Raw genomic sequence first — 26,763 nt, forward strand, 5'->3', positions numbered from 1 at the left:
ACTCCGAAATGAGAAAGCTCTTATTTTCCGCGTTTTCAGCATCGGCTGACACCTAGCAGAACTGTCAGGTTGCGGGTCCTGCTTGCATCCCCGGAATCGACTCCCCTATAGTTCGCCCCGTCGCTGCAAAATCAGCGGCCGGGCGTGCAAGCCCGAACTTAAGGAATAACAGTTCCATGACTGCTCAGCTGGCGATCGCTCGTTTGCTGGATACCGTTATGGCAGCTGTGCGTGGGAGACCTTCGGGTCTGCCGGGGTTCCTTAAGCCTGGTCTTGCACACCTGCGTACAGCTGCCACCCAACTCGTGTGCAAGCGAACGTGGCAGCTTCAATTACTTTTGGAGCCCACGATGACAGATACTTCCTTCGAGCTGGATGGCAAAACCCCGGTTCTGCTCATCAACCCGGACGCCTCCCTGCAAGACCTTCTCGCCTACACCGACCTTCGTATCAAGACCGCCAAGGAATTGATGATCAGCCTGTCATGCCTCAATACCAGTGCCATGGAAACCCGTGATGTCGCTGCGGTCGCGGATGTGGCCTACCTGTTGCTGCAGGATGGGGGAGAGGTATTGGATGCGCTGCGCTGGCGGATGACCTGATCGTTAGATCTGGATGAATCGAATCGATGTAGGAGCCGGCTTTAGCCGCGATGAACGCACCGCGGTGGCTCAGGCAAACGGCGGTGCGTTCATCGCGGGTAAACCCGGCTCCTACATCGGTACGTTGTTACCATCACCGCAAGATTGTTTCTTACGCCTGAATCAGACAATTTGTCGCAGCCCCCTGCCTTTTCTTTCTATCTTTCGCTGCAAAACGTACAAACCAGTTAGTAACTTGTATCCGCGATCACCGGCTAAGCTCGGTATCAGGCCACGGGCTGCGTTTGTTTTTCTTGGATAAATTCGGGACGAAAGAGAATGAGTAATCAGGTCGGTGCCACGGGCACCCAAAAAACCATTCTGGGAGGGCTAGGGGCGATCATTGCGCTGCTGGGCCTGGCCCTGGGCGCCGGTGGTGCCTACCTGGCGGTGCTGGGTGGCAGCTGGTATTTCGTGCTGATGGGCGTGGCGATGCTGGTGTCCGGCATCATGATCGCGCGTCACAAGCCTGCCGGTGCCTGGCTGTATGGCATCGCGCTCATTCTTACGGCCATTTGGGCGCTGTGGGACGTGGGCCTGGATTACTGGCCGCTGGTTTCTCGCGTGCTCACCTTCGCCGTGATCGGCCTGGTGGTTGCCCTGATCTACCCGACCCTGGTGCGTGCCTCTGGCGCCAACAGCGGGCGCGGTGCGTATGGCCTGGCGGCAGTCATGGCCGTGGGCGTGGTGATCACCCTGGGCTACATGTTCAAACCGACCCACGTGATCAGCGCCGCCAGCGAGCCTGAAATCACTAAGGTGATGCCGGGCAGCGAGCAGAAGGACTGGGCGCACTGGGGTAACACCCCCCATGGCAATCGCTTCGCCGCGCTGGACCAGATCAACAAAAGCAACATCGACAAGCTGCAAGTCGCCTGGACCTTCCACACCGGCGACATCCCGCAAAGCACGGGCGCCGGTGCCGAAGACCAGAACACCCCGCTGCAGATCGGCAACACCGTCTACACCTGCACCGCCTATGGCAAAGTTTTCGCCCTGGATGCCGACACCGGCGAACAGCGCTGGAAGTTCGACCCCAAGGGCAGCGCGCCTAACTGGCAGCGTTGCCGTGGCCTGGGTTACTTCGATGACGCCAACGCAGCGCCAGTCGCCGCTTCGACCGCTGAACCTGCTGCTCCCGCTGCTTGCAGCAAGCGCCTGTTCCTGCCAACCGGCGACGCTCGCCTGATCGCCATCAACGCCGAAACCGGCGAGCCGTGTGCCGATTTCGGCACTAACGGTGTGGTAGACCTTGGCGTGGACATGGGCGAAATCAAGCCTGGCTACTACCAGCAGACTTCCACACCGTTGGTCGCAGGCAATCTCGTGGTGATTGGCGGTCGCGTCGCCGATAACTACTCCACCGGCGAGCCGCCGGGCGTGGTCCGCGCCTATGATGTCCACAGCGGCGAATTGGTGTGGGCCTGGGATCCAGGCAACCCGAACATCACCCAGCGTCCGCCAGCCGGGGAAACCTACACCCGTGGTACCCCGAACGTTTGGTCGGCGATGGCCTACGACGAAAAACTGGGCCTGATCTACCTGCCAACCGGCAACGCCACGCCAGATTTCTTCGGCGGCCAGCGTACCGAGTTCGACGACAAGTGGAGCTCTTCGGTGGTGGCCGTGGACGCGAAGACCGGCCAGGTTCGCTGGCACTTCCGGACCACCCACCACGACCTTTGGGACTTCGACCTGCCAGCCCAACCGCTGCTGTACGACATCCCAGATGGCAAGGGCGGCGTGCAACCCGCGCTGGCGCAAGTGACCAAGCAGGGCGAAATCTTCCTGCTCAACCGCGAGACCGGTGTACCGCTGGCCAAGGTTGAAGAGCAGCCGGTCCCCCAAGGCAACGTGCCAGGCGAACGCTATTCGCCGACCCAACCGTTCTCGGTGGAAATGCCGTCGATTGGCAACCAGACCCTCAAAGAGTCGGACATGTGGGGCGCCACGCCCTTTGACCAACTGCTGTGCCGCATCTCGTTCAAAGGCATGCGCCACGAAGGCGTCTACACCCCGCCGGGCCTGGACCCATCGCTGCAGTTCCCGGGTTCTCTGGGGGGAATGAACTGGGGCAGCGTCTCGGTTGACCCGACCACGCACTACATGTTCGTCAACGACATGCGCCTGGGCCTGGCCAACTACATGATCCCCCGTGCCGACATCCCCAAAGGGGCCAGCGGTATCGAGATGGGCGTGGTCCCTCAGGAAGGCACCCCGTTCGGCGCCATGCGCCAGCGCTTCCTGTCGGCAGCCGGCATCCCGTGCCAGAAGCCGCCGTTCGGCACCATGTCGGCCATTGATCTTACGACCAAGAAAATCGTCTGGCAGGTTCCGGTCGGCACCGTGCAGGACACCGGCCCGCTGGGTATCCGTATGCACCTGCCGATCCCGATTGGCATGCCGACACTGGGCGCTTCATTGTCGACCCAGTCGGGCCTGCTGTTCTTCGCCGGCACCCAGGACTTCTACCTGCGCGCCTTCGACTCGCGCAACGGTAATGAAATCTGGAAAGCCCGCCTGCCGGTGGGCAGCCAGTCGGGGCCGATGACTTACGTGTCGCCGAAAACCGGCAAGCAATACATCTTGATCAGCGCCGGCGGCGCACGGCAGTCGCCGGATCGGGGGGATTATGTGATTGCTTATGCGTTGCCGTGAGAGTGGAGTTGTCAGCCACGCGCAATCCCACCGAAACCCAAAAAGATCCAAAGCCGAACCACCAAGGGCTAACAATGCCGATTCCACAGAAAATGGCACGTTGCAACAAATGTAGGAGCAGACCTTGGTCGCGATGCGCCGCGCGGGCGGCGCTCGATTTGGGCAACAGCACAAAACCCAAGGCAAGCGCCTGGAGGCCTTGATACGACCTTCCTCCCTTTCATTCTCTGGGTGAACCCGTAGGGTGCCTGTCAACAGATTGCATGAGCCCCACACAGTGCCTGCCTTGGTTTTTCCTTTGCATTTGAGATCGAGCGCCGCCCGCGCGGCGCATCGCGACCAAGGTCTGCTCCTACATTTGTTGCAAAGTGCCATGGCCTGTGATAGTGGAGTTGTCAGCCACGCGCAATCCCACCGAAACCCAAAAAGATCCAAAGCCGAACCACCAAGGGCTAACAACGCCGATCCCACAGAAAATGGCACGTTGCAACAAATGTAGGAGCGACGGGGGCGCCTAGCCCTTGGTCGCGATGCGCCGCGCGGGCGGCGCTCGATTTGGGCAACAGCACAAAACCCAAGGCAAGCGCCTGGAGGCCTTGATACGACCTTCCTCCCTTCATTCTCAGGGTGAACCCGCAGAGTGCCTGTCAACAGATCGCATGAGCCACACGAGGTGCCTGCCTTGGTTTTTCCTTTGTTCTTGAGATCGCGCGCCGCCCGCGCGGCGCATTCGCGGCTAGAGCCGCTCCCACATTGGTTGCAACGCGCCATGGCCTGTGAGATTGGAGTTGTGAGCGACGCGCAATAGCCAAGATCAACAGCATCGCAGGCAAGTCGGAGCGCCGAACCGCTGGCTCCTACCCCGACGGCGCGCGGCTCAGGCTTGTGTAGGAGCTGGGTTTACCCGCGATGAACCCTGCGCGGTTTACCTGATGTATGGTGGTGGCCCATCGCAGGCAAGCCTAGCTCCTACGGGGGGAACATTTCCCGCTTCTGCTAGTCCAAAAGTCGTTTCTCGCCGTTCCTGGCTTACGAGGTCATTCCATGAAATTTACCCGTCCCCTCGCCCTGGCATCCCTGATGGCGCTGACCGCAAGCTCGGCCTTTGCCTTCAATCTGAGCGATGCGGCCAACGCGGTATCGGCCATGCAAGGCAGCAACAGCAATGGTGAGGCCGTCAGCGCGGTGCCGGCATCGGCCAATCTGCTCAATACCCTGGGCAACGAATTGAAGATCACCCCGCAGCAAGCAGTGGGCGGTACCGGGGCCTTGTTGGGCCTGGCCAAGAATCAATTGAGCAGCGATGACTATTCACAATTGAGCAAGGCCGTACCGGGCCTGGACCTGTTGTCGGGTGACAACGCGCTGGGCGGCCTCACTGGCCTTGGCGCTTTGCTGGGCAAGGGCGATGGTGAGCAATCGGCCCTGAGTCAGGCACTCGGCGGTGTAGAGAGCAAGGATGACCTGAACAAGGCCTTTGATGCGCTGGGGATGCAAATCGGGATGGTCGCCCAATTTGCCCCGCTGATTCTCCAATACCTGGGCCAGCAGGGCGTGGGCGGTTCGCTGTTGCAGAACCTGGGCAATATCTGGGGTGTGGGTGGCACCGATACCCAAGTGGCCACCGGCCTTGGCGGTTAAGCGTTGAGCTCGCGGCGCAAGGCTTCGATACACTGGGCTTCTTTTTGACGAACGATTCCTGCTTCCCGGGTCTAAGGTCGGGTGCTCATTCTTATCCAGAGGAAGTCATTTCACGTGAAAGCCCTTCTTGCACTGCTGTCTGTGCTGGCGCTGCCAGTGGTCGCCGCCGAGCCAACCCTCTATGGTCGTTATGAATACATCGGCTTGCCGGAAATCGGCGAAACCCTCAAGGCCAAGATGGACACCGGTGCACTGACCGCCTCGCTGTCGGCCAAGGACATCGAACGGTTTACCCGTGATGGGGAAGACTGGGTGCGTTTCCGCCTGGCCACCAAGGACTCGGATGGCAAGGTGTACGAACACAAGATCGCGCGCATCAGCAAGATCAAGAGCCGTTCCGATGAAGATGAAGAGGGCGAGGCCGTCGAAGCGGCCAAGCGCCCGGTGGTCGATCTTGAGCTGTGCCTGGGCGGGGTCAAGCGCACCGTCGAGGTCAACCTCACCGACCGCAGCAGCTTCAACTATCCGCTGCTGATCGGTGCCAAGGCGCTGCGTGAGTTCGATGCGGCGGTGAACCCGGCTCGGCGGTTTACGGCCGGAAAGCCTGAGTGCTGATCCGCTGAGGTCAAGCCGGCTCAGTCGTCTTCAGTGAGTCCCGCTCACTCACTTCTGCATACCACTTCGCCAACTGCGGCTGACGCTTGCGCCAGCCCAGCTCCGGCATGCGAAAGTCCAGGTAGCCCAAGGCGCAGGCGACGCTGATGGCGGCAACGTCGAAGGCGCAGCTCAGTTCGGCAATGGCGTCCTGCTCAAGGTAAGCGAGGGCGCGCTCGATCTTTCCCTGCTGGCTGTCCAGCCACTGGTCCCAGTGTTTTTCGCTGGGGCGCAGGAAGGTTTCGTAGCGGATCAGCAGCGCGGCATCGAGGATCGCATCACCCAGCGAGGCAATGGTCAGGCGCCGCCAGCGGGCGCTGCCTTCGCGGGGGATCAGTGGGTTGCCGACGTGTTGCTGGTCGAGGTAGTCGAGGATGACTCGGCTGTCGTGGATCACTTGGCCGTCGGCCAGTCGCAGGGCCGGGAGCTTTCCTGCAGGGTTGCCTTCGCTCAAGCTGGCATTGGGGCTGATCGGGGTCGTTTGGAGGGTTTCCAGGGCGACCCGATTCAGTTGGCCGGTCTCATGCAAGAGCACCATGACCTTGCGCACAAAGGGGGAGGTGGGGGAGTGGAAAAGCGTCATGGTCGGGCTGGACATGGTGTTCCCTCGGGCTGGTTGAGAACACCATAGTAGGGGATGGAGCGCCGGGTAGCTATTTCAGCCACCCCATGTATTCCCCACTCCCCAAAGCGCGAACATTGAAGTTCCAGCCAATACTAATATTACGTATTGAATGGCTATGAATTTCTACAGGCACTTCGAGAAGTTTTCAATGCCCGCTAGGCTCAGGATTCATAGTATTTCGCTGTAGGAATATTCTGGTTTTTTGTTTTTCATATGCTCTATGCGACTATCGTGATCTTTCTTTGGTTAGTCTCTACTCCTGAATTTTATCGAGTGGTTATGATGCAAGGACATGAAGACAAAGCACAGGAGTGGGAAGTCATGGTAGACGCCCTGCCTGGGGATTACGTAGTCGAAGGATTCACTGAGTACTATGATTACTATGTAGCCTCCATGCGCAATAGGGATTGGACGGATGACCTTTTAAGCTGGAGCCTCATGGTGCTTGGTGTGGGGCTTTGCTTGGTGGGTGCTTTGACTATAGTCTTCGGGCCATCGAGGATCTTGGTCAGCACACTATCAGGCCCCACTTTTTTTCAAATGATCCAACTGTATCCCGGGCCAATTTTCAGTAGTGGCGTCATTGTCTTCGGTGTCGCTAAATGGCTTTCGATTTCTAATGCGTGGCCAGTGATGGCTGAAACGTTCTTTCTGCATTACTATTCGATCATCGGTCCAGATGGCACTGAGCTTAATGAGGAGGTTGAGGTTCTGTATATGGATGAAAGTACTTTTCATATTTCCAGAGCCCTAAAGAATTAACTTGGTTTTGTTAGGGGGTCTTTGAAATAGCCGAATATTTTTCGGCTATAAAGTCGTCAGCAGTTTTCAAAAACGACGCGCGTCGAGATTTGATCAATCCTCTTCGCTTTTTCAACCCTATCGAACTCTGTAAGGCTGCTTCGCAGCAGCCATTTTCTGCATGACACGCGCCACTCTCCTACGTTCGCCAACAAATATCCAAATATCGGCGTGCCATCCTGCTGTCTTGAGCGATTAGAGAGAAAAAGATAATGCGTAGATTTTCCATTTCGATGGTCTTTGTCAGTGTAGAAAGTGATGTCATCGCTGGGTTCGTCTCCTAGCACTGTGCAATTTCACGGCAGTGGCTAATGTACGACTTGATAATCTCGACCCCACACTCGAACAGTGCTGGAAATTTTGACGGGCCCCTCAAATGTGAATTTTTGCCTCACCGCCGCTTTTGGCGGAATCGTGACCTCATCTGGATTCTCCAGGCTGGACGTGAGTCCGTTGGCGAATCCCTCCTGATCCATTACCAGCAATGCGCCCGCTTGCCTGAGATTGATCAAACGCAATTGTGTGTCGGTGCTGTTCTTGAAACCGAGGATGACTTCGAAGTTGTCGCCCCCGGGCTGGACTGTCAGAACCTGGGTATCGATACGGCCTTTCATTTGCTCAGATGAAGTAATAATCGTGGCACCATCGATCCCTTGTGCTGATTCGCGACCCTCAATGACGCCCTCGCTGATGCCACTCAACAGGTTTTTGCCCACTGCGATAGCCGAAGAAACCGTCGATTTGGCTAAATCTTTAAGAGAACTATCGGTTGCCGACTCGGCGTCTGCCAAGCACATCGAGCTTACCAAGAGGCAGGAGATAAAAAGGGTGGAGCGGGGAGGGGGAAGTATCATGGGCTTAGTCCTGAAAAAGAGCCTGCAGTCAGGCGAAAGTGGAAGCCTTGCGCTCAGCTGCCTTGAGCGATTAGAGAGAGAAAGTTATTGCGTAGATTTTTCCATTTCGATGGTTTTTGTCAGTGAAAAAAGTAATGTCATCGCTGGGATCGTCCCCTAGTGTGCTGTCTGCGAAATAGCTTTTCTAATTTTTCACCTACACTTCAGGTGTCATTTCCCCCTTGGAGAGCTTCAGGTGAGCGCACTGGACATTACGCTTAGCTCCGAAGAAAAGGCCGAACTGAACCGGCGCGTTCGCTCCGCCACCATTCCCCAGCGTGAAGGTCGTAGAGCACGCATTGTGCTGCTTGCAGCACAGGGCGAAACACGGGAAGAGATTGCACGACTGACTGGGTTTTCTCTCCCGACAGTCACCAACTGGTGCCAACGCTTTCAGTTGCTCCGGCTCGACGGATTGATTGATAAACCAGGTCGTGGACGCAAGTCGTCGCTGCCTGCCGATACTGTCCGCCGCGTCTTGGAGCAGGTCACGAAACCTCGCATTGGCGAGTCGCGATGGAGCTGCAGGAGTATGGCGAGAGCGGTCGGGATTTCTTCGAGTACGGTCCATAAGTTATGGGCTGCCAATGACTTGAAGCCTCATCTGACTCGCACCTTCAAGCTCTCAAACGATCCGCAGTTCGAACAGAAATTCTGGGATGTTATCGGCCTTTACCTGGCCCCGCCGGACAAGGCATTGGTGCTGTGTTGCGACGAAAAAAGCCAGGTGCAGGCCTTGGAACGCACGCAGCCTGGATTGCCTCTGGGCATCGGCCACATCCAGACGAAATCACATGATTACACCCGCCACGGCACGGTTACATTATTCGCTGCGCTGGATTATCTGCAGGGAAAATTGATCAGCAGCATCGAACGTCAACACCGTCATCAAGAGTGGTTGTCCTTCCTCAAGAAGATCAACAAGCAGACCCCCAAGAATCTCCAGCTTCACCTGATCGTCGATAACTATGCGACGCACAAGCACGCCGCCGTGAAAACCTGGCTGGCGAAGCACCCGCGTTTCCATATGCACTTCACACCGACGTCCAGCTCTTGGATGAACATGGTCGAACGATTTTTCCGAGACATCACGGTGTATCTACGAGACGGTAGCTTTGCCTCGGTGCGCGAGTTGGAATCCTCGATAACAACGTTCATGGCACTAAGAAATGCTCAGCCGACCCGGTACGTTTGGAACGCGAAAGGCGAGGAGATTTTGAGCAAAATCCAACGAGCTCGCGAGGCACTTGAGGCCGTACCATAGGGATAAATTATTTCGAAGACAGCACACTAGGTTATCAACTTTACAAGAGGCGCGTTCTGCGCTGCAAATAATGTAAAAAGTTGCGCCGGACATCCCTTTTCGGTCTGTGAGGGCTTCCACCTCCCATAGTTTGGTTTTTGTGTCTATTCCAACGCCATCTAACTCAAGGTAGCCTTTGAACGTATGTATGGGTTCCACGTTTACCGTCGATGGGCTTAGATTAAGTTCGATGGAAATTACTTTGATATAATCCTCTTGTATCGCTTCAGGTTTGAGGACGTAGTCATCATCCTCTGCAATGTATAGATAGTCTGTGTTTCGGTAATTCGGCGTCCACGAGAGCACTGAGATGCCGAGTTGATCCCAGATGTAGCGCCCCTCTGTTATCCGATAGTCAGATCCGAAGACCTCGATGGCGCGTGAAATCGGATTTTTTAGCTTAATGCGTTCTCCATTGAAAAAAAGTCCATCTGAAAAGTAGGGGTGTCCGAAATCGTTTACACCGCTGCGGCGGATGATGATCTCCGGTAGGGCGCCCTTACTCACAATACGGGCTCGCTCAATATCGATCTGGCGGCGGCGGTTCGCGCTTTCGTCCAGGTAATTAACCATTTTGTCAGTCGCGCCCTCTAGAAAACCCCTGAATGACGGTGCGGCAGTGGTATCACCATAAACGGGGGATATGAGTGTCGATAGGAAAAAAATCATGATTAAAGGGGACTTCATTTGATTTGATTCCGTTCTCCAAAGAAATCCAGATAGTATTTTTGTATATAGCTCCAACCTTGTTCGCCCTGGCCCCCCATTTGTTTGATGCGTTCCAGCGCAGGATTGACGTGGGTGGTGTGCAAGTGTTCCAGGTCGGTCGAGGACTCGCCTATAAGGATTTTATCGGGATTGGCTTTAGCCCATTTGGCGACGATAGTGTCCTGCCAATGACTGTCGTTGGGATGGCAGAAGAAACGGCCTGCCAGTTTTGCCGGATTGCTATCGGCATTGCCCTGCCAGCGGCTATGCATAGCGTGACCGACCTGCTCGACCGCATGGGCGGCCAGTTTGGCGGCCAAGGTGTGGAACGGGTGGTTGTCGTGGTCCTTGGCCAGTTGTGAATGGCTGGGGTCGGTTGAGCTACTGTTGTTGGGGTTGTCATTCAATAGGGTCTGAGCGTCGTCCACACTGTTGCCCACCAGATGTAACAGCGCTTGGAACGCCATGTTGTTGGCATTGATGTAGAGACGTAACGGTGTGCTTGCTAGCCAGCCAAACTTCTCGACATACTGGTGCCCCGGCATGGCGGCCCAGCCGTCGCGAAGTCCCAAAAAGTGATTGAGTCCATCGCGCCATTTCGGATCACTGTGATCCTTTAACAAAATCAACATCATGGCTTCCGAGTCGGAGCGCTTGCCGGAAACACTCGCTTCAAAGTCACTACGGTTTACCGGAAATAGCATCTGAGCCAAGGGTTCGGCTAGGCTGGCAATCACGTCACTAGAGCTGAACATGCCTGTCACCACTGGCCAGCCATGGATGCAGTCAGCCTTGGCCGTCCAAGGCAAGACTTTGTGATGGCCGAGTTTACGTAGGCTCAACTCCACGTAATTGGAATGGGCGAAATAATCTTCCAGTACATGCAATGCTTCCCCAAACCAAAGCATACCTGCAGGAGATAGCCCCTTGGCTGCTGCGGCTTTCAGCTTGCCCTTCATGTACTGTTCAGAAGTCTCTATATAGCGCTTCATCGAGCGCTTTGGATCGACTTCGAGTAACGGATCTCCCGGTAAAACCCAAGCTTCAAATTCTGGATCAATCGTTTGAGGGTCCAGTGGGTCGGGTTTCAGATTCTTGGGGTTATCAATATGTTCACTCGGACGATAGACCCCCAGCTTTTCTGGCGTCACGGTGTAGGCATCTCGGCCTTTTGGGTTCGTCTGAAGGCTATGGAACTCCTTGAGTGCCAGCAGATCCACGAGTTCAGTAAGTACCTCTCGTGACAGTTTGGACGGAAAATTTTTAGGCCCGTCGGGTGCACGAACAATTTTCGGGTCGAGCAGCTGCGAGTAGTCACGCAGCCAATTGCCGAAATAGATGGCTTTGCGTTGCGCAGCACTGAAACCGACCTTTTCCAGAACATTTTCAACTGACTCATGACCGAAGGAGGCCTGCGGCTTGTGCTGGTGATGTTCACCGCGCCCAGCCCCGAAGGCTTCGCGGCTGCCCAATTTGCGCTCCTGTCGTTGGGCATCCGGCCCTTGGCTGCGTTGAATCGCGGCTTGTGCCTCGCTGTAATCGACTTTCAAGGCTCCGTTGTAGTGAGGGGCGCTGTACTGGGCATAGACCGTCTCGCTGCTGTTGGCGATGTCAAAGAAGGCGATGTGGTAGGCATAACGAGCCCCCTCGTCGAGCAAGCCATCCTGTGCCAGCGTGGAACTCCCGTCGGGATGTTTATCGGCCAAATCCAGGCGCAATACGTTATCGATATGGTGGCCGAACTCATGCAGCAGAATGGCCATTAACCGCCGCGCTGCATCGGGTTGCTCTATGGCGGGGTCAATGGCCGCGTGGTGGATATCAATCGTGCGCCGGGCATTGTCATAACTGGCAGGGTAGTGACCCACCTTGATGACACGATGCTCTGGATTTCGGATTGCTTGTTCGCGTAAGGCGCTGTGCAGTTTTAGGTAAGTGTGGGCGGGAATATCGAAACCGAATATCGGCACGAGCATCAAAACAAATTCAGTGGGCGTTGAGTGGTGCGCGACGTCGGTCAGTTGATCAAGGGCAAAGGTGCTTTGCAGGTGGTGAGTGGTGAGGGGTTGCTCACCCAAGGGCGCTATGTTGCTCTGCAAGTCGGAGCCAGATCCAGTAAGAGAAGGGACGTTAAGCGCCAGTGGCAACTTGAGGACGGCGCCCGTTCCTTGGCCCGGAAAACCACCGGAGTTGAGGCCGATCCGTTGGCCGTTCAACCAGACGCCACTGGGGTCAAGCTTGAGAAAGTTTCCATTAATATTTAGAGATATCTCAACACCGGCTTCAATCACGACTTTCTCGCCAGCCTTGAAATGCAGTTCACGACCCGCGTCGACAAAAACGCCGACACCTGCTTTCACATGTCGACCCAGGCTGACATCCAAGTGGTCATCGGCATTGACAACGACTTTGCGGTTGCCGTGGGTCGTGTGCTGTTCTTCGGCTTTTAGTTCCGTGTAACAGTTCGCATTCACCGCGGTGTATTGCTCGTTACCTACATGAAGGCTTTGGTTGTGTTTTACGATCTGGTCCCAATCACGCTCGGCATGTACAAAGACTTGTTCGGCGCCCTTGTGGTCTTCGATACGAAATTCATTGAAGCCACGTCCGCCGGGTGTGCTGCAAGATTTGAAGACGGTCTGGGTTTTGGCAACCGGCAAGGGGTATGGCGTCAGATTCTGCACGTTGTACAGACACGCTGAAACGTAGGGGCGGTCAGGGTCACCCTCGAAGAATGAGACCTCCACTTCCATACCGACGCGAGGGATGGCAAAGCTGCCGTAGCCGTCACCTGCCCAACCCGATGTGACCCGCAACCAGCAACTGCTGTGTTCATCGGCCATCCCTTTACGGTGCCAGGGGAATTGCACTTTTATACGTCCAAGCTTATCGCAGAACACTTCTTCATCATTTGGCCCGGCCACGGTCGCCAGTTGGCTGCCTCTGATGGCATGTCGGTGATCACACAGTGGAGGGCGATAGATCACGTTCCAGGGTATTGCGGTAAACGTGTTGCGATAGCCCTGGTGAAAACCGTCGGGGTTCCTACTGGTATCGCTGGTGATTGACTCTTCCAGCACCTGCGGTTGGTACCCTTCATGGCGAATGCTTGTGAGCAGCCACAGAATGTTCCAATCCTGTCGCGGATGTGCGCTGAGCGGTACAAAGTGACCGCTGACCAAACTCGGCTGATCGCTTTTACCTTCCGCCAGTCGGTAGTCGCTTTGATGGCGCTGCAGAGCCTGTTGGGCCACTTGTTTACCGGTAGCATCATCGCGAAAACGGCCGGGATAATCGTAGTCCTCTAGCTTAGGACAGCCTTTAGACGGATCGCTAAGTTGCTGCGCACTGAGTTGCACGTGTGGCTGCATGAAGTCATAGTCGCGGCGCGTCACCTGTGAGGTACGGGTTTCTACTTGCACGGAAAACCGGTTGATAACCGGCTGCTGCGCAACCATGCCGGTATCTTGTTGATAGGTTGTAGGCAGCACTTTGGGAAATGCGGGTTGACCGTCGCCAAACACCAGCAAATGTTGGGTGGCACTGTGCTGAAAGTGATAACTCAGCCCTTCTTCGGCACAAAGACGCTGGATGAAATGCAGGTCGGTTTCGTCGTACTGGGTGCAGTACTCACGCGGTGGGTAACTCGCAGGGCGCAGTTCAAAGCGGAAACTGTCGTTGAGAATACCGTGCCCTTTGAGTACCTGGGTGATGATCTGTTGCACGTTCTGGTTCTGGAATATTCGCAACTGACGGCTATGAGCGAGGTAGGCCAAGCGCGGTACCAACACCAAGTGATAATGGGTCAGACGCTTGCTGGATACACCCTGAGCAACGCTGTAGATTCTGCCGTGAACACCGGCGCCCAGTCTGTTGAAGGCCAGAAAAGCGGGTTGATGAAGCAGGCTTTCCAGATCGAGGTCAGGTCGCTCGCTTACCAACTCTATGTCGAAGCGATAAGGGGTGTTGAGCGCTTCATCGCCTTTGAATGCCAATACTTTGAGGTCATTGGGTACGGCTGGCAGAGAGAGGGTGAACGGGGCGAGCGCATTGAGGGGGAATTGGCTCATTCTGAGACTCCATGCAGGCTTGGCCGAAAGAGGAAAGACGCTCAAGGCTGGTGGAATCGACGTGTTTCGTATGCGGGATACGTCCTAAATGTTTGAGTGAAATTTCCTAAAGTTGATTCGCATGTCAATGATTGTCCCTCAGCATTTATTGGGACTCTCAGCGGCACACGCCGCGAAGGCTCAGCACCGCTGGAATACCCAGGCCGATCCAGGCCATCACATCCCACCCGCCATCGCCCAGCAAGGCGATGACCAGGCCGCTGAAACCGAGCAAGGCGATGACTGTGGGCAGGCCGAAGGTTGCCCAGACGCGAGACGGTTTTTTCTTCATTGGGCCACCTCCACCTTGCCGCCAGCGGTGGCTGTACGCCGCCGAACCCACCACAGGTAGACCCCGCTGCCGAGCACGATGATGGTGAGCACATCCAGTACCGCCCAGAGGATCTGCATCGGTCGCCCGCCGTAGTCACCAAAGTGCAAGGGCTGCGACAGGCCCATGGCGTCCATGTACCACGGCCGCTCACCGATAGCGGTGACCTCCAGGTTGCTGGCATCGATCAGCACCGGCGTGAGCAGGTGCGCGGTCAAATGAGTGCTGCCTTTCATGAACACGGCGTAGTGGTGCTCGCTGGAAAAGCGCGTGCCGGGGAAGGCGATAAAGTCGGCGGTCATGCCGGGGGCCGCTTCGTTGGCAATGTCCAGCAGGCGCGTGGCGGGTGCCCGTTCGAGCAACGGCGGTGCATCGCGATAAGGCGCGACCATCGCCGCCAGGCTGTCGTTGCGCCAGGCCGCGATGATCAAGTCGGCGCAGGCACTGATCACGCCGGTCACACCCACCACCAGCGCCCAACTCAAGGTGACGACGCCAATCAGGTTGTGCAAATCGAGCCAGCGCACGCGGGTGGATTTGCCCTGGCGCACGGTGCCGAACTCCAGCCTGCGCATGAACGGTGAATACAGCACCACGCCGGAGATGATTGCGACCACGAACAGCAAACCCATGAACGCCAGCAGCAGCTTGCCCGGCAGGCCCGCGAACATGTCTACGTGCAAACGCAGCATGGTCATCATGAAGCCGCCATTGGCCGAGGGCATTTCAACGGTTTCGCCGGTGCGGGCATCGAGCATGAAGGTGTGCGAGGTGTTGGGGTCGGCGCCCGCCGTGGCGGCCATGATCGCTACTACACCGTTGGCTTCGTCTTCGTCCCAGCCCAGGTACTGCACCACTTCGCCGGGGCGGTGGGCCTCGGCCTTGAGTACCAGTTGTGCGAGGTCCAAATGCTGGGTGTTTGCGGGCATTTCCTTGAGTTCAGGGGCATCGCCGAGCAGGTGTTCGAGCTCGTGATGGAAAATCAGCGGCAGGCCGGTGAGGGCCAGCAGCAGGAGGAACACTGTGCAGATCAGGCTGGTCCAGGTGTGGATAAAGGACCAGCGTCTGATGGTTTGGCTTTTCATAAATCTCCAAGGCGCCGTGGCCCTAATGGTAGGAGCCGGCCTTGGCCGCGATGAACGCACCGCGGATTGCCTGATGCACCGCGGTGTGTTCATCGCGGCCAAGGCCGGCTCCTACAGGGGTTAGAACTTGTAGTTCACGCTGGCTACGACGTTGCGTTCGTCGCCGTAGTAGCACCAGTAGCCGTCGCACGAGGCCAGGTAGTCTTTGTTGAACAGGTTCTTGGCATCCACCGCGACCGTGGCACCCTTGAGGGCCTGGCTCAGGCGGCCCAGGTCGTAGTGCACCGAGGCGTCATACACGGTGTAGGAGCCCACATGGCCCAAGTCGGTATTGGTGGTGTTGCCGTAGGTGTCGCCCACATAGCGCACGCCCGCGCCCACGCCGAAGCCGTCCAGTACACCGGCGTGCCAGGTGTAGTCGGTCCATAGCGTTGCCTGGTTGCGTGGAATCAGTGCCATGCGGTTGCCCTGTTCGGCCGCCGCGCCCTTGCGGATCTCGGTGTCGGTATAGCTGTAGGAGCCCACCAGCTTGAGGTTTTCGGTCACGTTGCCGGTGGCTTCCAGCTCCAGGCCGCGGACCTGAAGCTCACCCACTTGGCGGGTGATGTTGCCTTCGGTGACCTGGACGTTCATCTGACGCAGGTCATAGACGGCTGCCGTCAGCAGGGTGTCGCTGCCCAGTGGCTGGTACTTGATACCGGCTTCGTACTGCCGGCCTTCGGTGGGCTTGAACGAGGCGTCGGCTTTAGCGCTGGCACCGGTGGTTGGCTGGAAGGATTCGGTGTAGGAAATGTACGGTGTGATGCCGTTCTCAAACACGTAGCTCAAGCCCAGGTTGCCACTGAAGGCCTTGTCGCGCTCGGTGCTGGTAGCGTCATTGTTGTTGTGGAAAACGGTGGACGTGTGAATCCAGTCTTCACGCCCGCCCACGGTCAGGCGCCAGTTGTCCAAGGCAATCTGGTCTTGAATGTAGAGGCCGGTCTGGCGTGTTTTCTGGCCGTAGTCGTACATGGAGAAGTACGAGACGTTGGAGAAGTCCTGGCCGTAGATCGGCCGGTTCACGTTGGTGGGTGGCACCCCGCTTACACCGTAGAGCCACTGGTAGTTGGTGTTGGAGCGCTGATGGTCCAGGCCCAGCAACAGGGTGTGGGTCAGGTTGCCGGTGTTGAAGTCAGCCTGGAAATTGTTGTCCACGGCGAACTGGCTGATGTCTTCGTTGACGATGCCAGTTTCGCGGTTGACCGTGCCATCGGCTTCGACCGTGTTGAAGGTCGCCACGTTGATGCCCTGGAACGATAGGTCGTTCTTGGTGTAGCGCAGGTTCTGGCGGAACTGCCAGACGTCGTTCAGGCGATGATCGAAGGCGTAGCCCAGCGCGTAGTAGGTGCGGTCGTAGAATTCCCAGTCCGGGTCACCGAGGTTCTTGTGGTGGGAAATCTTGCCCGCCGCTGAGTCCAGCTTGGTGCCCTGCAGCGGCAGGAACTGGCCGGTGATGCCGGTATCGTCTCGGGTGTACTGGGAGATGAAGGTCAGGTGGGTGTCTTCATTGATGTTCCAGGTCAGGCTCGGGGCGATGTTGTAGCGCTTGTCCGGGACGTGATCGGTGGGTGTGCTGCTATCGCGCACCACGCCACTGACGCGATACAAGAACTGGCCTTCGTCATCGACCTTGCCGGTGCTGTCGAAGTTGATCTGCTTGTGGTTGTTGCTGCCGGTCTGCGCTTCGATTTCGTGGCTGCTCTCGGCATCCGGGCGACGGCTGACCATGTCGAGCATGCCGCCCGGAGGCGTCTGGCCGTAGACCGAGGAGGAAGGGCCACGCAGCACCGCGATGCGTTCAAGGTTCCACGGTTCGACCTTGGGGTTGGCAAACGAGCCACGGGGCAGCGGCAGGCCGTCCAGGAACTGGGTCGGCTCGAAGCCGCGTATGCGCAGCCAGTCGGCGCGCGAGTCAGCGCCATAGCCGCTGCTCTGCACGCCAGCGGTGTAGCGCAGGGCATCGTTGAGGTTGAGGACCGAGCGGTCTGCCATTTGGTCGCGAGTAATGACCGAGATCGAGCGTGGCGTTTCGACGATCGGGGTGTCGGTCTTGGTGCCGGCGGCAGTACGGGTGGCCAAATAGCCGGTGGTTGGACCCCAGGCGCTTTCATAGTCCTGGTGGGCGTTCACGCTGGTCTCTGGCAGGGCCAGAGTCCCTTCCGGTACTGCCGCCAAGGTAAAAGTCCCGGCAGCACTCTGTTCCAATTGCAGCCCAGTACCCCGCAGGGCTGCGCTTAGGGCGCCGATAGCATCGTATTGGCCTTGCACGGGTGCCGAAGTCTTGCCCGTAGCTAATGCGGGGTTCAGCGCCAGCGCCAGGCCAGATTGGCTGGCGATTTGGTTCAGGGTGCTGGCCAAGGGGCCGGCGGGGAGATTGTAGCTGCGGCTGCCGGCGTGTTCGGCGACGAGCAGCGGGCCGCTGGCCACGGGGGCAGCGACGGCAATCGCCATGGCCAAAAGGCTTGGGCGCAGAAGGGACTGGATGGCGCGGGGCATGCGGCAACTCCTGAGAGAAACGGTGCTTAATGCCTCCTTGCCGCACGAGAATGAAAAAGTGATAGGGCTGAATCGAAAATAATGTTTAAGGTGCGTTTTTCGCCATCACCGTGACCCACCAAGGCGTGCGCTGCTCGATCTGCACCGGCAGGGTCGGCAGCAACGACTTGAGTGCAAGGTCGGTGTCGTTCAGAGGGAAACTGCCGGTGATCCGCAGTTCTGCCACTTGCGGGCTGACGCCCAGATGGCCGCTGCGATAGCGGCCCAGTTCTTCGACCAGGTCGGCCAGGCGTACGTTGTCGACCACCAGCATTCCGCGTGTCCAGGCATCGGCGCCGGGGGTGAGGGCAAGGCTTGCGCTCAGGCCGTCCTCACGCATGAGCACCTGTTCGCCTTCCTTGATGATGCGTTCCTCATGGCTTTCCTGGGAGCGGGCAGCCACGGCCGACTGCAGCACGCTCAGGCGTGTGCCGTCGTCTTCACGTCGCACCAGAAAGCGTGTGCCCAGGGCGCGCAGGGTGCCGTCGGGCGTATTGACCAAAAACGGGCGATTGTCCTTGTGGCCGGTCTCGATGGAGATTTCACCGTCGTGCAGCACGATCAGGCGTTGCTTCTCATCGAAGCGCACATCGATGGCGCTGTGGGTGTTGAGGCTGATCAGCGTGCCGTCGTCCAATCGCAGGGTACGCTGCTCACCGGTGGCGGTGCGTTGATCGGCCAGCCAGTAGCCGACAGGGAAATACTGATCGCCGATCACAAGCGTCATGCCACCGACCAACAGCACGCTGGCGACCCCGCTGCCCATGCTGCGCAGACGCTGGCGAATGCCGGCACGCGACTCCAGCAAGGCGTGGCGCACAGGGCCGGCCGCGGCACTGAAACGCCGGTCGAGCATGCCCAACTGCGCCCAGGCCCTGGCGTGTTCCTCATCGGCAGCCAGCCACTGTTCGAATTCGGCGCGGTCCCAGGCTTTGGCATCGCCGCCGTCCAGGCACAGTTGCCAGGCGATAGCCGCGTCCAGCACCCGAGAAGACACCGGGCCGTTGCTCAGCGCCGTCATGCGGGCTCCCCGTAAAGGGCGATGTAGCACTGACGCATGCCTTGGGCCAGGTACTGGCGTACGCGAGGTACGGAAACGCCCAGGCGCTTGGCGATGTCGGCGTGGCCAAGGCCATCGAGGCGGTTATAGAGAAACGCGGCGCGTGCCTTGCTTGATAGTTTGCCGAGCAGGCGGTCGATCGCCTTGAGGTCTTCCAGGATCAGGTGTTGTTCTTCCGGGGAGGGCTGTTCGGCTGCGGGAGTCTGCATCAATTCGGCCAGATAGGCCTGTTCCAGCGCGGCGCGACGAAAATGGTCGAACAGCAGGCCCTTGGCAATGGTCAGCAAAAAAGCCCGCGGCTCATGCGGCGGGCTGATCGAGTCTCGGCCCAGCAGGCGCACGAAGGTGTCCTGGCTCAGGTCCTCGGCACGCTGGGGGCAGGCGATATTGCGTCGCAGCCAGGCAAACAGCCAGCTGCGATGGTCACGGTACAACGCCCCGACCATCTCACGCTGTGGGCTTTGAGCAGACGACAAGAAAGGCCCCGAAAAATAATGTTTAAACTAACGAGAATTATTCGCGATTCTGTCAGAGCCGGGAGCGAGGTGCAATTGACGCCTATCGGAATGAGGGCATGTAGAAGCCAGCCTTGGCTGCGATCGCATCGCCGCGGTGCATCAGGCAAACCGCGGTGCGTTCATCGCGGCTAAAGCCGGCTCCTACCCCAAGCCGGTCCTGTTTGGCAATGTAAAAGTGCTCGACCGCGCGGTCGCTGGGCTTGATGATGCTTTCATCGGCGGTAAAAACCGATTGAAACATTGGGATTTTTGGGGCGTTGATGAAGAGAAAGACATGGCCGATAACGACAAACTGTTGAGCGATGCCGAAATCGCGGCCCTCAATGCGGTCAATCAGGCCCCACCGACGCAAGAGTCATTGAAAGTGCTGGTCGTTGAAGACGATGAGCAAGCCTGTGAGTTATTGGCGGAAATACTCGAGTTGCACGGCATCCAATGTTTGCAGGCCCACAGTGGCAGGCAGGCGTTGGGATTGTTGGCCACCGAGCGCAGCATTGGCTTGATGATCACTGATTTGCGGATGAAAGCCATGGATGGCCTGGACCTGATTCGCCGTGTGCGCGAATCGGAACGTGCAGCACTGCCGATCATCATCACCTCGGGCGACGCCGAAGTGCGCGATGCCATTGAAGCGATGCATTTGAGCGTGGTGGATTTTCTGCTCAAGCCGATTGATATGGATCGGTTGATCGAGCTGGTGCGGCGGGAGCTGGGGATTAGCTAGGCCTGAGGTTTGGGCCTGCAAATAGGCACGCGGTGGTCCGGCATTCTGGTAAACCTTGCTCCTACGGCTGTAGGAGCAAGGTTTACCTGCGATCGCATCACCGCGGTCTATCAGGCAAACCGCGGTGCATTCATCGCGGCTAAAGCCGGCTCCTACAGGGGAATGCCGGACCGCCGCGAATGATTTCGATGGTTTTTACAGCCCGTTCTTGGCCTTGAACTCACGGCGACGGCGATGCAGCACCGGCTCGGTGTAGCCATTGGGCTGCTTGGCGCCTTCAACCACCAGTTCGACCGCCGCCTGGAAGGCGATGTTGCTGTCGAAGTCCGGTGCCATTGGGCGGTACAGCGGGTCACTGGCATTCTGGCGGTCAACCACCGGCGCCATGCGCTTGAGGCTTTCCAGAACCTGGGCTTCGCTGACGATGCCGTGGCGCAGCCAGTTGGCCAGCAACTGGCTGGAAATCCGCAAGGTTGCACGGTCTTCCATCAGGCCCACATCGTTGATGTCCGGCACTTTCGAGCAACCCACGCCCTGGTCGATCCAACGCACCACGTAACCCAGAATGCCTTGGGCGTTGTTGTCCAGTTCGTTGCGTTTTTCTTCTTCCGACCAGTTGGTGTTCGCTGCCAGCGGAATGGTCAGGATGTCGTCGATCGAAGCCTTGGCGCGCGAAGCAAGCTCGGCTTGGCGAGCGTACACATCGACCTTGTGGTAGTGCAGCACGTGCAGGGCCGCGGCAGTCGGCGACGGTACCCAGGCGGTGTTGGCACCGGCCAGCGGGTGAGCGATTTTCTGCTGCAGCATGGCGGCCATCAGGTCCGGCATGGCCCACATGCCTTTACCGATCTGGGCGCGGCCTTGCAGGCCGGTTGCCAGGCCGATATCAACGTTGGAGTCCTCGTAGGCGCCGATCCACTTCTGCGCCTTCATGTCGGCCTTGCGCACCACGGCGCCGGCTTCCATGGAGGTATGGATTTCATCGCCCGTACGGTCAAGGAAACCGGTGTTGATAAACACCACGCGCTCGCTGGCGGCCTGGATGCAGGCCTTGAGGTTGAGGGTGGTGCGTCGCTCTTCGTCCATGATGCCGACTTTGAGCGTGTTGCGGGCCAGGCCCAGCACGTCTTCGATGCGCCCGAACAGCTCGCTGGTAAAGGCGACTTCTTCAGGGCCGTGCATTTTCGGTTTGACGATGTAGACGGAGCCGGTGCGGGTGTTCTTGCGCGAGGTATTGCCGCTGAGGTTATGCACCGCGGACAGGCAGGTGACCAGACCGTCGAGAATACCTTCCGGCACTTCATTGCCTTGGGCATCGAGGATGGCGTCGATGGTCATCAGGTGGCCGACGTTACGCACGAACAACAGCGAGCGGCCGTGCAGGCTGACTTTGCCGCCTTGAGGCGTCGAATATTCGCGGTCCGCGTTCATGGTGCGGGTGAAGGTCTTGTCGCCCTTGGTCACGCTTTCGGACAGGTCGCCCTTCATCAGGCCCAGCCAGTTGCGGTAGACCACGACCTTGTCGTCGGCATCGACGGCAGCGACCGAGTCTTCGCAGTCCATGATGGTGGTCAGTGCCGCTTCCATCAGGATGTCTTTGACACCGGCAGCGTCAGTCTGGCCGACCGGGGTGCTGGCATCGACCTGGATTTCGAAATGCAGGCCGTTGTTTTTCAGCAGGATCGAAGTTGGCGCAGCGACGTCGCCGTTGAAGCCGATCAGTTGCGCGTCGTTGCGCAGGCCGCTGTTGCTGCCGCCCTTGAGGGCGACGACCAGCTTGCCGGCTTCGATACGATAAGCGGTGGCGTCGACGTGAGAGCCTGCGGCCAGTGGCGCGGCTTCATCAAGGAAGGCACGGGCGAAGGCGATGACCTTGTTGCCACGGATCGGGTTGTAGCCCTTGCCCTTTTCTGCGCCGCCGTCTTCACCGATGGCATCGGTGCCGTACAGCGCGTCATACAGCGAGCTCCAGCGGGCATTGGAGGCATTGAGTGCAAAGCGGGCGTTCATCACTGGCACAACCAGTTGTGGGCCAGCCATGCGGGCGATTTCTTCGTCGACATTTTGCGTCGATGCCTGGAAGTCTGCGGCTTCTGGCAGCAGATAACCGATTTCCAGCAGGAAGGCTTTGTAAGCCGCAGCGTCATGCGCCTGACCCTGGCGAGCCTGGTGCCAGGCGTCGATCTGCGCCTGCAGCTGGTCACGCTTGGCCAGTAGAGCTTTGTTTTTCACAGCGAGGTCGTTGATGATCTTTTCTGCGCCGACCCAGAAGGCTTCGGCGGTGATGCCGGTTCCGGGAATGGCTTCGTTGTTCACGAAGTCGAACAGGACTTTGGCGACCTGAAGGCCACCGACTTGAACGTGTTCAGTCATTGCTTGCCTCACTCTGCTCAGCTATTCAGCTCTTCTATTTAAGCCTGTTAGCGCTTCTCTGGATACGGAACCAGAACATGCCCCGCAGGGCGGCTGGGCGAAGCTTGTCGGCATTTGCCGGCAGGGCTTTCCGTATCTTCACAGGCGCCTTGGCAGACATCTATCCAGCATTATGTAGTCCGCGCTGCGGCATACTACATTATGAGCTGCGGTTGTGAAAATCAGACTAAATACGTCGCTCTGCGACCGATATGGGGAATGCGGTCACGCTGGGGATCAGCATGTTCTCAAAAAAACGGTAGATTGTTCCAGATAAATCTTAAAACAGTACACGATTTGTTCTTGAGTGCTGCTGCGGCAGGTTGCCGCGCCTTGCCTATACTTCTCCAATCCGGCGTGTTGGGCCTTTGCCCGCGTCATTACCCGAATGCAGAGGATGTGTGTGTGGAACATTTAGTCTTGACGGTTTTGGCGCCAGACAAGCCAGGTTTGGTAGAGCGTATCGCCCGGTGCATCGCCGACCATAATGGCAACTGGCTGGAAAGCCGGATGTCGCGAATGGCCGGTCAATTCGCCGGCATCATGCGTGTCGCGGTGCCGGCCGAATCTCACGAAGAATTGCTCGATGCCTTGCAGAGACTGTCGGAAAAGGGCATTCACGTGACCGTCTCCGAAAGCGGCATCGAGTCGTCCTGCACCTGGAAGCCGATCGCCATGGAGCTGGTCGGCAATGATCGCCCGGGTATCGTGCGCGACATCACTCGTTTATTGAGCGAGCAGGGTGTGAACATCGAGAGTTTGACCACCGATGTCCGTCCGGCACCCATGAGCAGCGAGCCGTTGTTTCATGCCGAGGCCGTGCTGGCCTTGCCGCTGACGTTGTCGGTTGAGCTGCTTCAGCAGCGTTTGGAAACGCTCGCCGATGACTTGATGGTGGAGTTGGTGTTGCGGGTAGAAGACTGAGTGCAGTTATCCCGATTATTCGGGGATGCACCTGTGGATAACCTTTGGAGAGAGTGCTGCAGGCCCCGGGCGCCGAGGCCTGCATCGGTTTGTGCGATTTTTGATCAGCGGCGTCGGCGCAAGCTCAGCCACGCATCCAGGCTATAAACGGCCAGACCCGCCCAGATAAAGGCGAAGGTCACCAAGGTGCTGGACGACAGGTGTTCGCCGTACAGGAATACAGCCTGCAACAGCACCAGCGTCGGCCCTACGTATTGCAGAAAGCCCAGGGTGGTGTAGGGCAGATGCCGTGCGGCTGCGTTGAAACACAAGAGGGGCAGCAGCGTGACCGGGCCTGCGGCAATGAGCCAGAGCGCTTCGGTGTGTGTGTAGAAAGCAGCCTGTGAGCTCTCGGCCGCTGGGTTGAGCAACATCCAACCCAGTGCCAACGGCACCAGCAACCAGGTTTCCACCACCAATCCCGGCAAGGCAGCCACGGGCGCCTGCTTGCGAATCAGGCCGTAGAAACCGAACGTCAGTGCCAGCACCAGTGATATCCACGGCAGGCTGCCCACTTGCCAGACTTGCTGGATAACCCCGATCGTTGCCAGTGCCACCGCCATCCATTGCAGGCGACGCAGGCGCTCGCGCAGCAATAGCATGCCGAGCAACACATTGAGCAGCGGGTTGATGTAGTAACCAAGGCTGGCTTCGAGCATATGGCCGTTGTTGACTGCCCACACATACACCAGCCAGTTACTGGCGATCAGGGTGCCGCTCAGGGCCAGGACGGCTAGCCGGCGAGGGTTGTCGCGCAGTTCTCGCCACCAGCCGGGGTGCTTCCACGCCACCAGCAAGAGTGAGCCGAACAGCGCTGACCAGAGCACCCGATGGACGATGATCTCGATAGCGGGCACTGATTGAATAGCTTTGAAGTAGAGCGGGAACAGTCCCCAGATGACGTAGGCAGATATGCCTAAAAGATACCCGCGGCGCGGGTTGGCAGCTTGCATGAAGAATCCTTGCTTAGGCAGCTAACAAAAAAAACCATTGTAGGGCGGCCGGGCAGGGATTGTCTGTCCGGTCAGAATAATTTCAACGGTTCTTCATCCAGTGCAGCCCGCTGCTCGCGCAGGGCCAGCACCTGATCGCCCCAATAGCGTTCGCTGCCAAACCACGGAAAGCTGTGTGGGAACGCCGGGTCATCCCAACGGCGGGCCAGCCAGGCGCTGTAGTGCAACAGGCGCAAGGCGCGTAGCGGTTCGATCAGCGCCAGCTCACGCGGGTCGAAATCGTGGAACTCGTTGTAGCCGTCCATCAATTCCGACAGTTGGCCCAGGCGCTCGTGGCGCTCGCCCGCGAGCATCATCCAGATGTCCTGAACGGCCGGGCCCATGCGGCAGTCGTCGAGGTCGACGATATGGAACACGTCGTCGCGGCACATCATGTTGCCGGGGTGGCAGTCGCCGTGCATGCGAATGGCTTTGAAGGGCGTTGCCTTGTAGATCGCCTCGACCCGCTGCAGCAGGTCACGCGCTACTGACTCAAAGGCCGGCAGCAAGCTGCGGGGGATGAAGTTTCCTTCCAGCAAGGTGGTTAGCGAATCATGACCGAAGTTCTGTACGCCCAGCGCCTCTCGGTGCTCGAAAGGGCGGGTAGAGCCGACTGCATGCAGGCGTCCGAGCAACTGGCCAAGGCGATACAGCTGGTCCAGGTTGCCCGGCTCCGGCGCCCGGCCACCCCGGCGTGGAAACAGCGTGAAGCGAAAGCCCTGGTGCTCGAACAAGGTGGCGCCGTCGTGCGTCATGGGGGCGACCACGGGCACCTCGCAATCGGCCAGCTCAGCGGTAAAGCTGTGCTCTTCAAGTATGGCCTCGTTGGTCCAGCGGGCAGGGCGGTAGAATTTGGCAATCAGCGGCTCGCCGTCTTCGATGCCAACCTGATAGACACGGTTTTCATAGCTGTTGAGCGCCAACACACGGGCATCGCTGAGAAAGCCAATGCTTTCGACGGCATCCAGAACCAGGTCAGGTGTCAATGTTTCAAACGGGTGCGACATGCTCACTCCTGCGCGCGGCAGGTTACCGCGTGGCCTCACATGGTAACGCAGAAGGTTGGGGTGTTGGATTCATTCGCGGTGGTCTGCATTCGCAGGCAAGCCGGAATGCCGGACTACTGCTCATTCACCAGGGTAGGAGCGCGGCTTGCCGGCGATGGGCCGCACCGCGGTGTATCAGGCGATGGCGATCTATCGGACGCTATCGCCGGCAAGCCGTGCTCCTACACAAGCCCGCTCACATTAAAGCGGGGTTCCCAGCAAGACATTGGACGGCGTGATCTGTACCTGTACCGCGCCACCCGTTTGCAGCTTTTGCTCAATGAGGCGCTGGGGTTCACACAGGGCACACAACGTCTGGCCGTTGCCCAGAGTGATCCGCACCTCGCTGGGCCCCTCGGTATCTTCAAGTATCTGATCAATACGACCGACCAGCTGGTTGTGATCGGTCGCGCACGGTTCGTTGACCGCCGACAGCTCCAGCCAGCCGGCCTTGATCAGGGCCACCACTTCTGTCCCGGTTTGCAGTTCAAGATGCAGGGTGCTGTCATGGGTGATCTGCGCTTGCAGGGTGATGCCGCCGGCCAGCGCAAGGACGACCTGATCGTTGCGCCCATGAGCGTGGATGGCGGTGACCCGGCCGTGCAGCTGGTTGCGGGCACTGGTGCGCATCATCAAGCGGCCGAGCAGATCAAGGTCGCTGCTGTCCTCGGCGGCTTCCAGAACCTGCGCCTGCAAAGCCTGCAAGCGCTGATACAAGCGCAGCACCCGCTCGCCTTCGATTGACAGCCTCGCCCCACCGCCTCCGCGCCCCCCGACCACCCGTTCGACCAACGGCTGATGGGCCAGGTTGTTCAGTTCATCAATGGCATCCCAGGCCGCTTTGTAGCTCATGCCCGCGCTTTTTGCGGCGCGGGTGATCGAGCCTTGTTCGGCAATGTGTTGCAGCAACGCAATGCGCTGCGGACGACGAACGATGTGTTGAGTCAAGGGCGCGGGCAGGGACATGGGATGAGGCGAAATCCATAAAAGACTGACGCTCGACGTTGCCCCTGCCTACGCGCCAA

21 protein-coding genes are annotated in these 26,763 nt (G+C 58.3%); 8 read left to right on the forward strand and 13 right to left on the reverse strand.

Translation table 11 applies throughout. The annotated features are described in order from the left end of the window. Positions 1–350: 350 nt before the first annotated feature. From AC3IX4_RS01830 to rloA2, 4 genes are all read left to right on the forward strand, one after another. Positions 351–602: a hypothetical protein gene (locus AC3IX4_RS01830; RefSeq protein WP_489258989.1), complete on the forward strand. Its 252-nt coding sequence runs from the start codon at positions 351–353 to the stop codon at positions 600–602. Positions 603–920: 318 nt separating this feature from the next. Beyond that, positions 921–3,299, forward strand: a complete 2,379-nt coding sequence (locus AC3IX4_RS01835) for a glucose/quinate/shikimate family membrane-bound PQQ-dependent dehydrogenase (protein WP_489258990.1) — start codon at positions 921–923, stop codon at positions 3,297–3,299. 1,044 nt (positions 3,300–4,343) lie between these two features. Continuing rightward, complete coding sequence (locus AC3IX4_RS01840) at positions 4,344–4,940, forward strand: DUF2780 domain-containing protein (protein WP_489258991.1); 597 nt, start codon at positions 4,344–4,346, stop codon at positions 4,938–4,940. Positions 4,941–5,054: 114 nt separating this feature from the next. After that, complete coding sequence (gene rloA2, locus AC3IX4_RS01845; protein WP_489258992.1) at positions 5,055–5,555, forward strand: retropepsin-like aspartic peptidase RloA2; 501 nt, start codon at positions 5,055–5,057, stop codon at positions 5,553–5,555. A 10-nt stretch (positions 5,556–5,565) separates the two neighbouring features. On the opposite strand, the gene AC3IX4_RS01850 is transcribed toward rloA2, so the two are convergent. Then, complete coding sequence (locus AC3IX4_RS01850) at positions 5,566–6,192, reverse strand: glutathione S-transferase (protein WP_489258993.1); 627 nt, start codon at positions 6,190–6,192, stop codon at positions 5,566–5,568. Between the two features lie 348 nt (positions 6,193–6,540). Here AC3IX4_RS01850 and AC3IX4_RS01855 point away from each other — a divergent pair, with 348 nt between their 5' ends. After that, complete coding sequence (locus AC3IX4_RS01855; RefSeq protein WP_489258994.1) at positions 6,541–6,981, forward strand: hypothetical protein; 441 nt, start codon at positions 6,541–6,543, stop codon at positions 6,979–6,981. A gap of 347 nt (positions 6,982–7,328) precedes the next feature. On the opposite strand, the gene AC3IX4_RS01860 is transcribed toward AC3IX4_RS01855, so the two are convergent. Then, a complete protein-coding gene (locus tag AC3IX4_RS01860; RefSeq protein WP_489258995.1) occupies positions 7,329–7,874 on the reverse strand; it encodes a hypothetical protein in 546 nt (181 codons plus the stop codon). Between the two features lie 235 nt (positions 7,875–8,109). On the opposite strand from AC3IX4_RS01860, the gene AC3IX4_RS01865 reads away from it, so the two are divergent. Then, positions 8,110–9,177, forward strand: a complete 1,068-nt coding sequence (locus AC3IX4_RS01865; protein WP_489256307.1) for an IS630 family transposase — start codon at positions 8,110–8,112, stop codon at positions 9,175–9,177. Here AC3IX4_RS01865 and AC3IX4_RS01870 read toward each other — a convergent pair. From AC3IX4_RS01870 to AC3IX4_RS01900, 7 genes are all read right to left on the reverse strand, one after another. Further along, positions 9,076–9,903 carry a DUF7738 domain-containing protein gene (locus tag AC3IX4_RS01870; protein WP_489258996.1) on the reverse strand — a complete coding sequence of 276 codons (828 nt, stop codon included), beginning with the start codon at positions 9,901–9,903 and terminating at the stop codon, positions 9,076–9,078. The two genes, AC3IX4_RS01865 and AC3IX4_RS01870, sit on opposite strands and share 102 nt — an antisense overlap. Beyond that, positions 9,900–13,994 (reverse strand): type VI secretion system tip protein TssI/VgrG, encoded by a 4,095-nt coding sequence (gene tssI / locus AC3IX4_RS01875; protein ID WP_489258997.1) that lies wholly within the window; start codon positions 13,992–13,994, stop codon positions 9,900–9,902. The genes AC3IX4_RS01870 and tssI overlap by 4 nt, the downstream gene beginning before the upstream one ends. A 157-nt stretch (positions 13,995–14,151) precedes the next feature. Further along, positions 14,152–14,325 carry a hypothetical protein gene (locus tag AC3IX4_RS01880; RefSeq protein WP_489258998.1) on the reverse strand — a complete coding sequence of 58 codons (174 nt, stop codon included), beginning with the start codon at positions 14,323–14,325 and terminating at the stop codon, positions 14,152–14,154. Continuing rightward, positions 14,322–15,449, reverse strand: coding sequence for a PepSY-associated TM helix domain-containing protein (locus AC3IX4_RS01885; protein WP_489258999.1), 1,128 nt, complete (start codon positions 15,447–15,449; stop codon positions 14,322–14,324). Before AC3IX4_RS01885 ends, AC3IX4_RS01880 begins: the two co-directional genes overlap by 4 nt. Positions 15,450–15,569: 120 nt before the next feature. Continuing rightward, a complete protein-coding gene (locus AC3IX4_RS01890) occupies positions 15,570–17,984 on the reverse strand; it encodes a TonB-dependent siderophore receptor (RefSeq protein ID WP_489259000.1) in 2,415 nt (804 codons plus the stop codon). Positions 17,985–18,069: 85 nt separating this feature from the next. Continuing rightward, positions 18,070–19,044, reverse strand: coding sequence for a FecR domain-containing protein (locus AC3IX4_RS01895; RefSeq protein ID WP_489259001.1), 975 nt, complete (start codon positions 19,042–19,044; stop codon positions 18,070–18,072). After that, complete coding sequence (locus AC3IX4_RS01900; RefSeq protein WP_489259002.1) at positions 19,041–19,559, reverse strand: RNA polymerase sigma factor; 519 nt, start codon at positions 19,557–19,559, stop codon at positions 19,041–19,043. The genes AC3IX4_RS01895 and AC3IX4_RS01900 overlap by 4 nt, the downstream gene beginning before the upstream one ends. A gap of 316 nt (positions 19,560–19,875) precedes the next feature. On the opposite strand from AC3IX4_RS01900, the gene AC3IX4_RS01905 reads away from it, so the two are divergent. Then, a complete protein-coding gene (locus AC3IX4_RS01905; protein ID WP_489261190.1) occupies positions 19,876–20,325 on the forward strand; it encodes a response regulator in 450 nt (149 codons plus the stop codon). A gap of 195 nt (positions 20,326–20,520) precedes the next feature. Here AC3IX4_RS01905 and AC3IX4_RS01910 read toward each other — a convergent pair whose 3' ends face one another. Further along, on the reverse strand, positions 20,521–22,698 hold the full coding sequence (locus tag AC3IX4_RS01910; RefSeq protein WP_489259003.1) for a malate synthase G: 2,178 nt from the start codon (positions 22,696–22,698) through the stop codon (positions 20,521–20,523). A 444-nt stretch (positions 22,699–23,142) separates the two neighbouring features. On the opposite strand from AC3IX4_RS01910, the gene AC3IX4_RS01915 reads away from it, so the two are divergent. Beyond that, positions 23,143–23,661: a glycine cleavage system transcriptional repressor gene (locus AC3IX4_RS01915; protein ID WP_489259004.1), complete on the forward strand. Its 519-nt coding sequence runs from the start codon at positions 23,143–23,145 to the stop codon at positions 23,659–23,661. A gap of 104 nt (positions 23,662–23,765) precedes the next feature. Here the strand turns inward: AC3IX4_RS01915 and rarD are convergent, their stop codons facing one another. From rarD to AC3IX4_RS01930, 3 genes are all read right to left on the reverse strand, one after another. After that, a complete protein-coding gene (gene rarD / locus AC3IX4_RS01920; protein ID WP_489259005.1) occupies positions 23,766–24,653 on the reverse strand; it encodes an EamA family transporter RarD in 888 nt (295 codons plus the stop codon). A 71-nt stretch (positions 24,654–24,724) separates the two neighbouring features. Beyond that, complete coding sequence (locus tag AC3IX4_RS01925) at positions 24,725–25,699, reverse strand: serine/threonine protein kinase (protein ID WP_489259006.1); 975 nt, start codon at positions 25,697–25,699, stop codon at positions 24,725–24,727. Positions 25,700–25,939: 240 nt separating this feature from the next. Beyond that, a complete protein-coding gene (locus AC3IX4_RS01930; RefSeq protein WP_489259007.1) occupies positions 25,940–26,704 on the reverse strand; it encodes a TOBE domain-containing protein in 765 nt (254 codons plus the stop codon). Between the last annotated feature and the right edge of the window lie 59 nt (positions 26,705–26,763).

It is taken from the genome of Pseudomonas sp. KH_021 (assembly GCF_057838865.1).

What these genes read in the sequence shown, in the direction of transcription:
- AC3IX4_RS01830 (WP_489258989.1), top strand. Translation starts at nt 351, where the DNA reads ATGACAGATACTTCCTTCGAGCTGGATGGCAAAACCCCGGTTCTGCTC.
- AC3IX4_RS01835 (WP_489258990.1), top strand. Translation starts at nt 921, where the DNA reads ATGAGTAATCAGGTCGGTGCCACGGGCACCCAAAAAACCATTCTGGGA.
- AC3IX4_RS01840 (WP_489258991.1), top strand. Translation starts at nt 4,344, where the DNA reads ATGAAATTTACCCGTCCCCTCGCCCTGGCATCCCTGATGGCGCTGACC.
- AC3IX4_RS01850 (WP_489258993.1), bottom strand. Translation starts at nt 6,192, where the DNA reads ATGTCCAGCCCGACCATGACGCTTTTCCACTCCCCCACCTCCCCCTTT.
- AC3IX4_RS01855 (WP_489258994.1), top strand. Translation starts at nt 6,541, where the DNA reads ATGGTAGACGCCCTGCCTGGGGATTACGTAGTCGAAGGATTCACTGAG.
- AC3IX4_RS01860 (WP_489258995.1), bottom strand. Translation starts at nt 7,874, where the DNA reads ATGATACTTCCCCCTCCCCGCTCCACCCTTTTTATCTCCTGCCTCTTG.
- AC3IX4_RS01870 (WP_489258996.1), bottom strand. Translation starts at nt 9,903, where the DNA reads ATGAAGTCCCCTTTAATCATGATTTTTTTCCTATCGACACTCATATCC.
- tssI (WP_489258997.1), bottom strand. Translation starts at nt 13,994, where the DNA reads ATGAGCCAATTCCCCCTCAATGCGCTCGCCCCGTTCACCCTCTCTCTG.
- AC3IX4_RS01880 (WP_489258998.1), bottom strand. Translation starts at nt 14,325, where the DNA reads ATGAAGAAAAAACCGTCTCGCGTCTGGGCAACCTTCGGCCTGCCCACA.
- AC3IX4_RS01885 (WP_489258999.1), bottom strand. Translation starts at nt 15,449, where the DNA reads ATGAAAAGCCAAACCATCAGACGCTGGTCCTTTATCCACACCTGGACC.
- AC3IX4_RS01890 (WP_489259000.1), bottom strand. Translation starts at nt 17,984, where the DNA reads ATGCCCCGCGCCATCCAGTCCCTTCTGCGCCCAAGCCTTTTGGCCATG.
- AC3IX4_RS01895 (WP_489259001.1), bottom strand. Translation starts at nt 19,044, where the DNA reads ATGACGGCGCTGAGCAACGGCCCGGTGTCTTCTCGGGTGCTGGACGCG.
- AC3IX4_RS01905 (WP_489261190.1), top strand. Translation starts at nt 19,876, where the DNA reads ATGGCCGATAACGACAAACTGTTGAGCGATGCCGAAATCGCGGCCCTC.
- AC3IX4_RS01910 (WP_489259003.1), bottom strand. Translation starts at nt 22,698, where the DNA reads ATGACTGAACACGTTCAAGTCGGTGGCCTTCAGGTCGCCAAAGTCCTG.
- rarD (WP_489259005.1), bottom strand. Translation starts at nt 24,653, where the DNA reads ATGCAAGCTGCCAACCCGCGCCGCGGGTATCTTTTAGGCATATCTGCC.
- AC3IX4_RS01925 (WP_489259006.1), bottom strand. Translation starts at nt 25,699, where the DNA reads ATGTCGCACCCGTTTGAAACATTGACACCTGACCTGGTTCTGGATGCC.
- AC3IX4_RS01930 (WP_489259007.1), bottom strand. Translation starts at nt 26,704, where the DNA reads ATGTCCCTGCCCGCGCCCTTGACTCAACACATCGTTCGTCGTCCGCAG.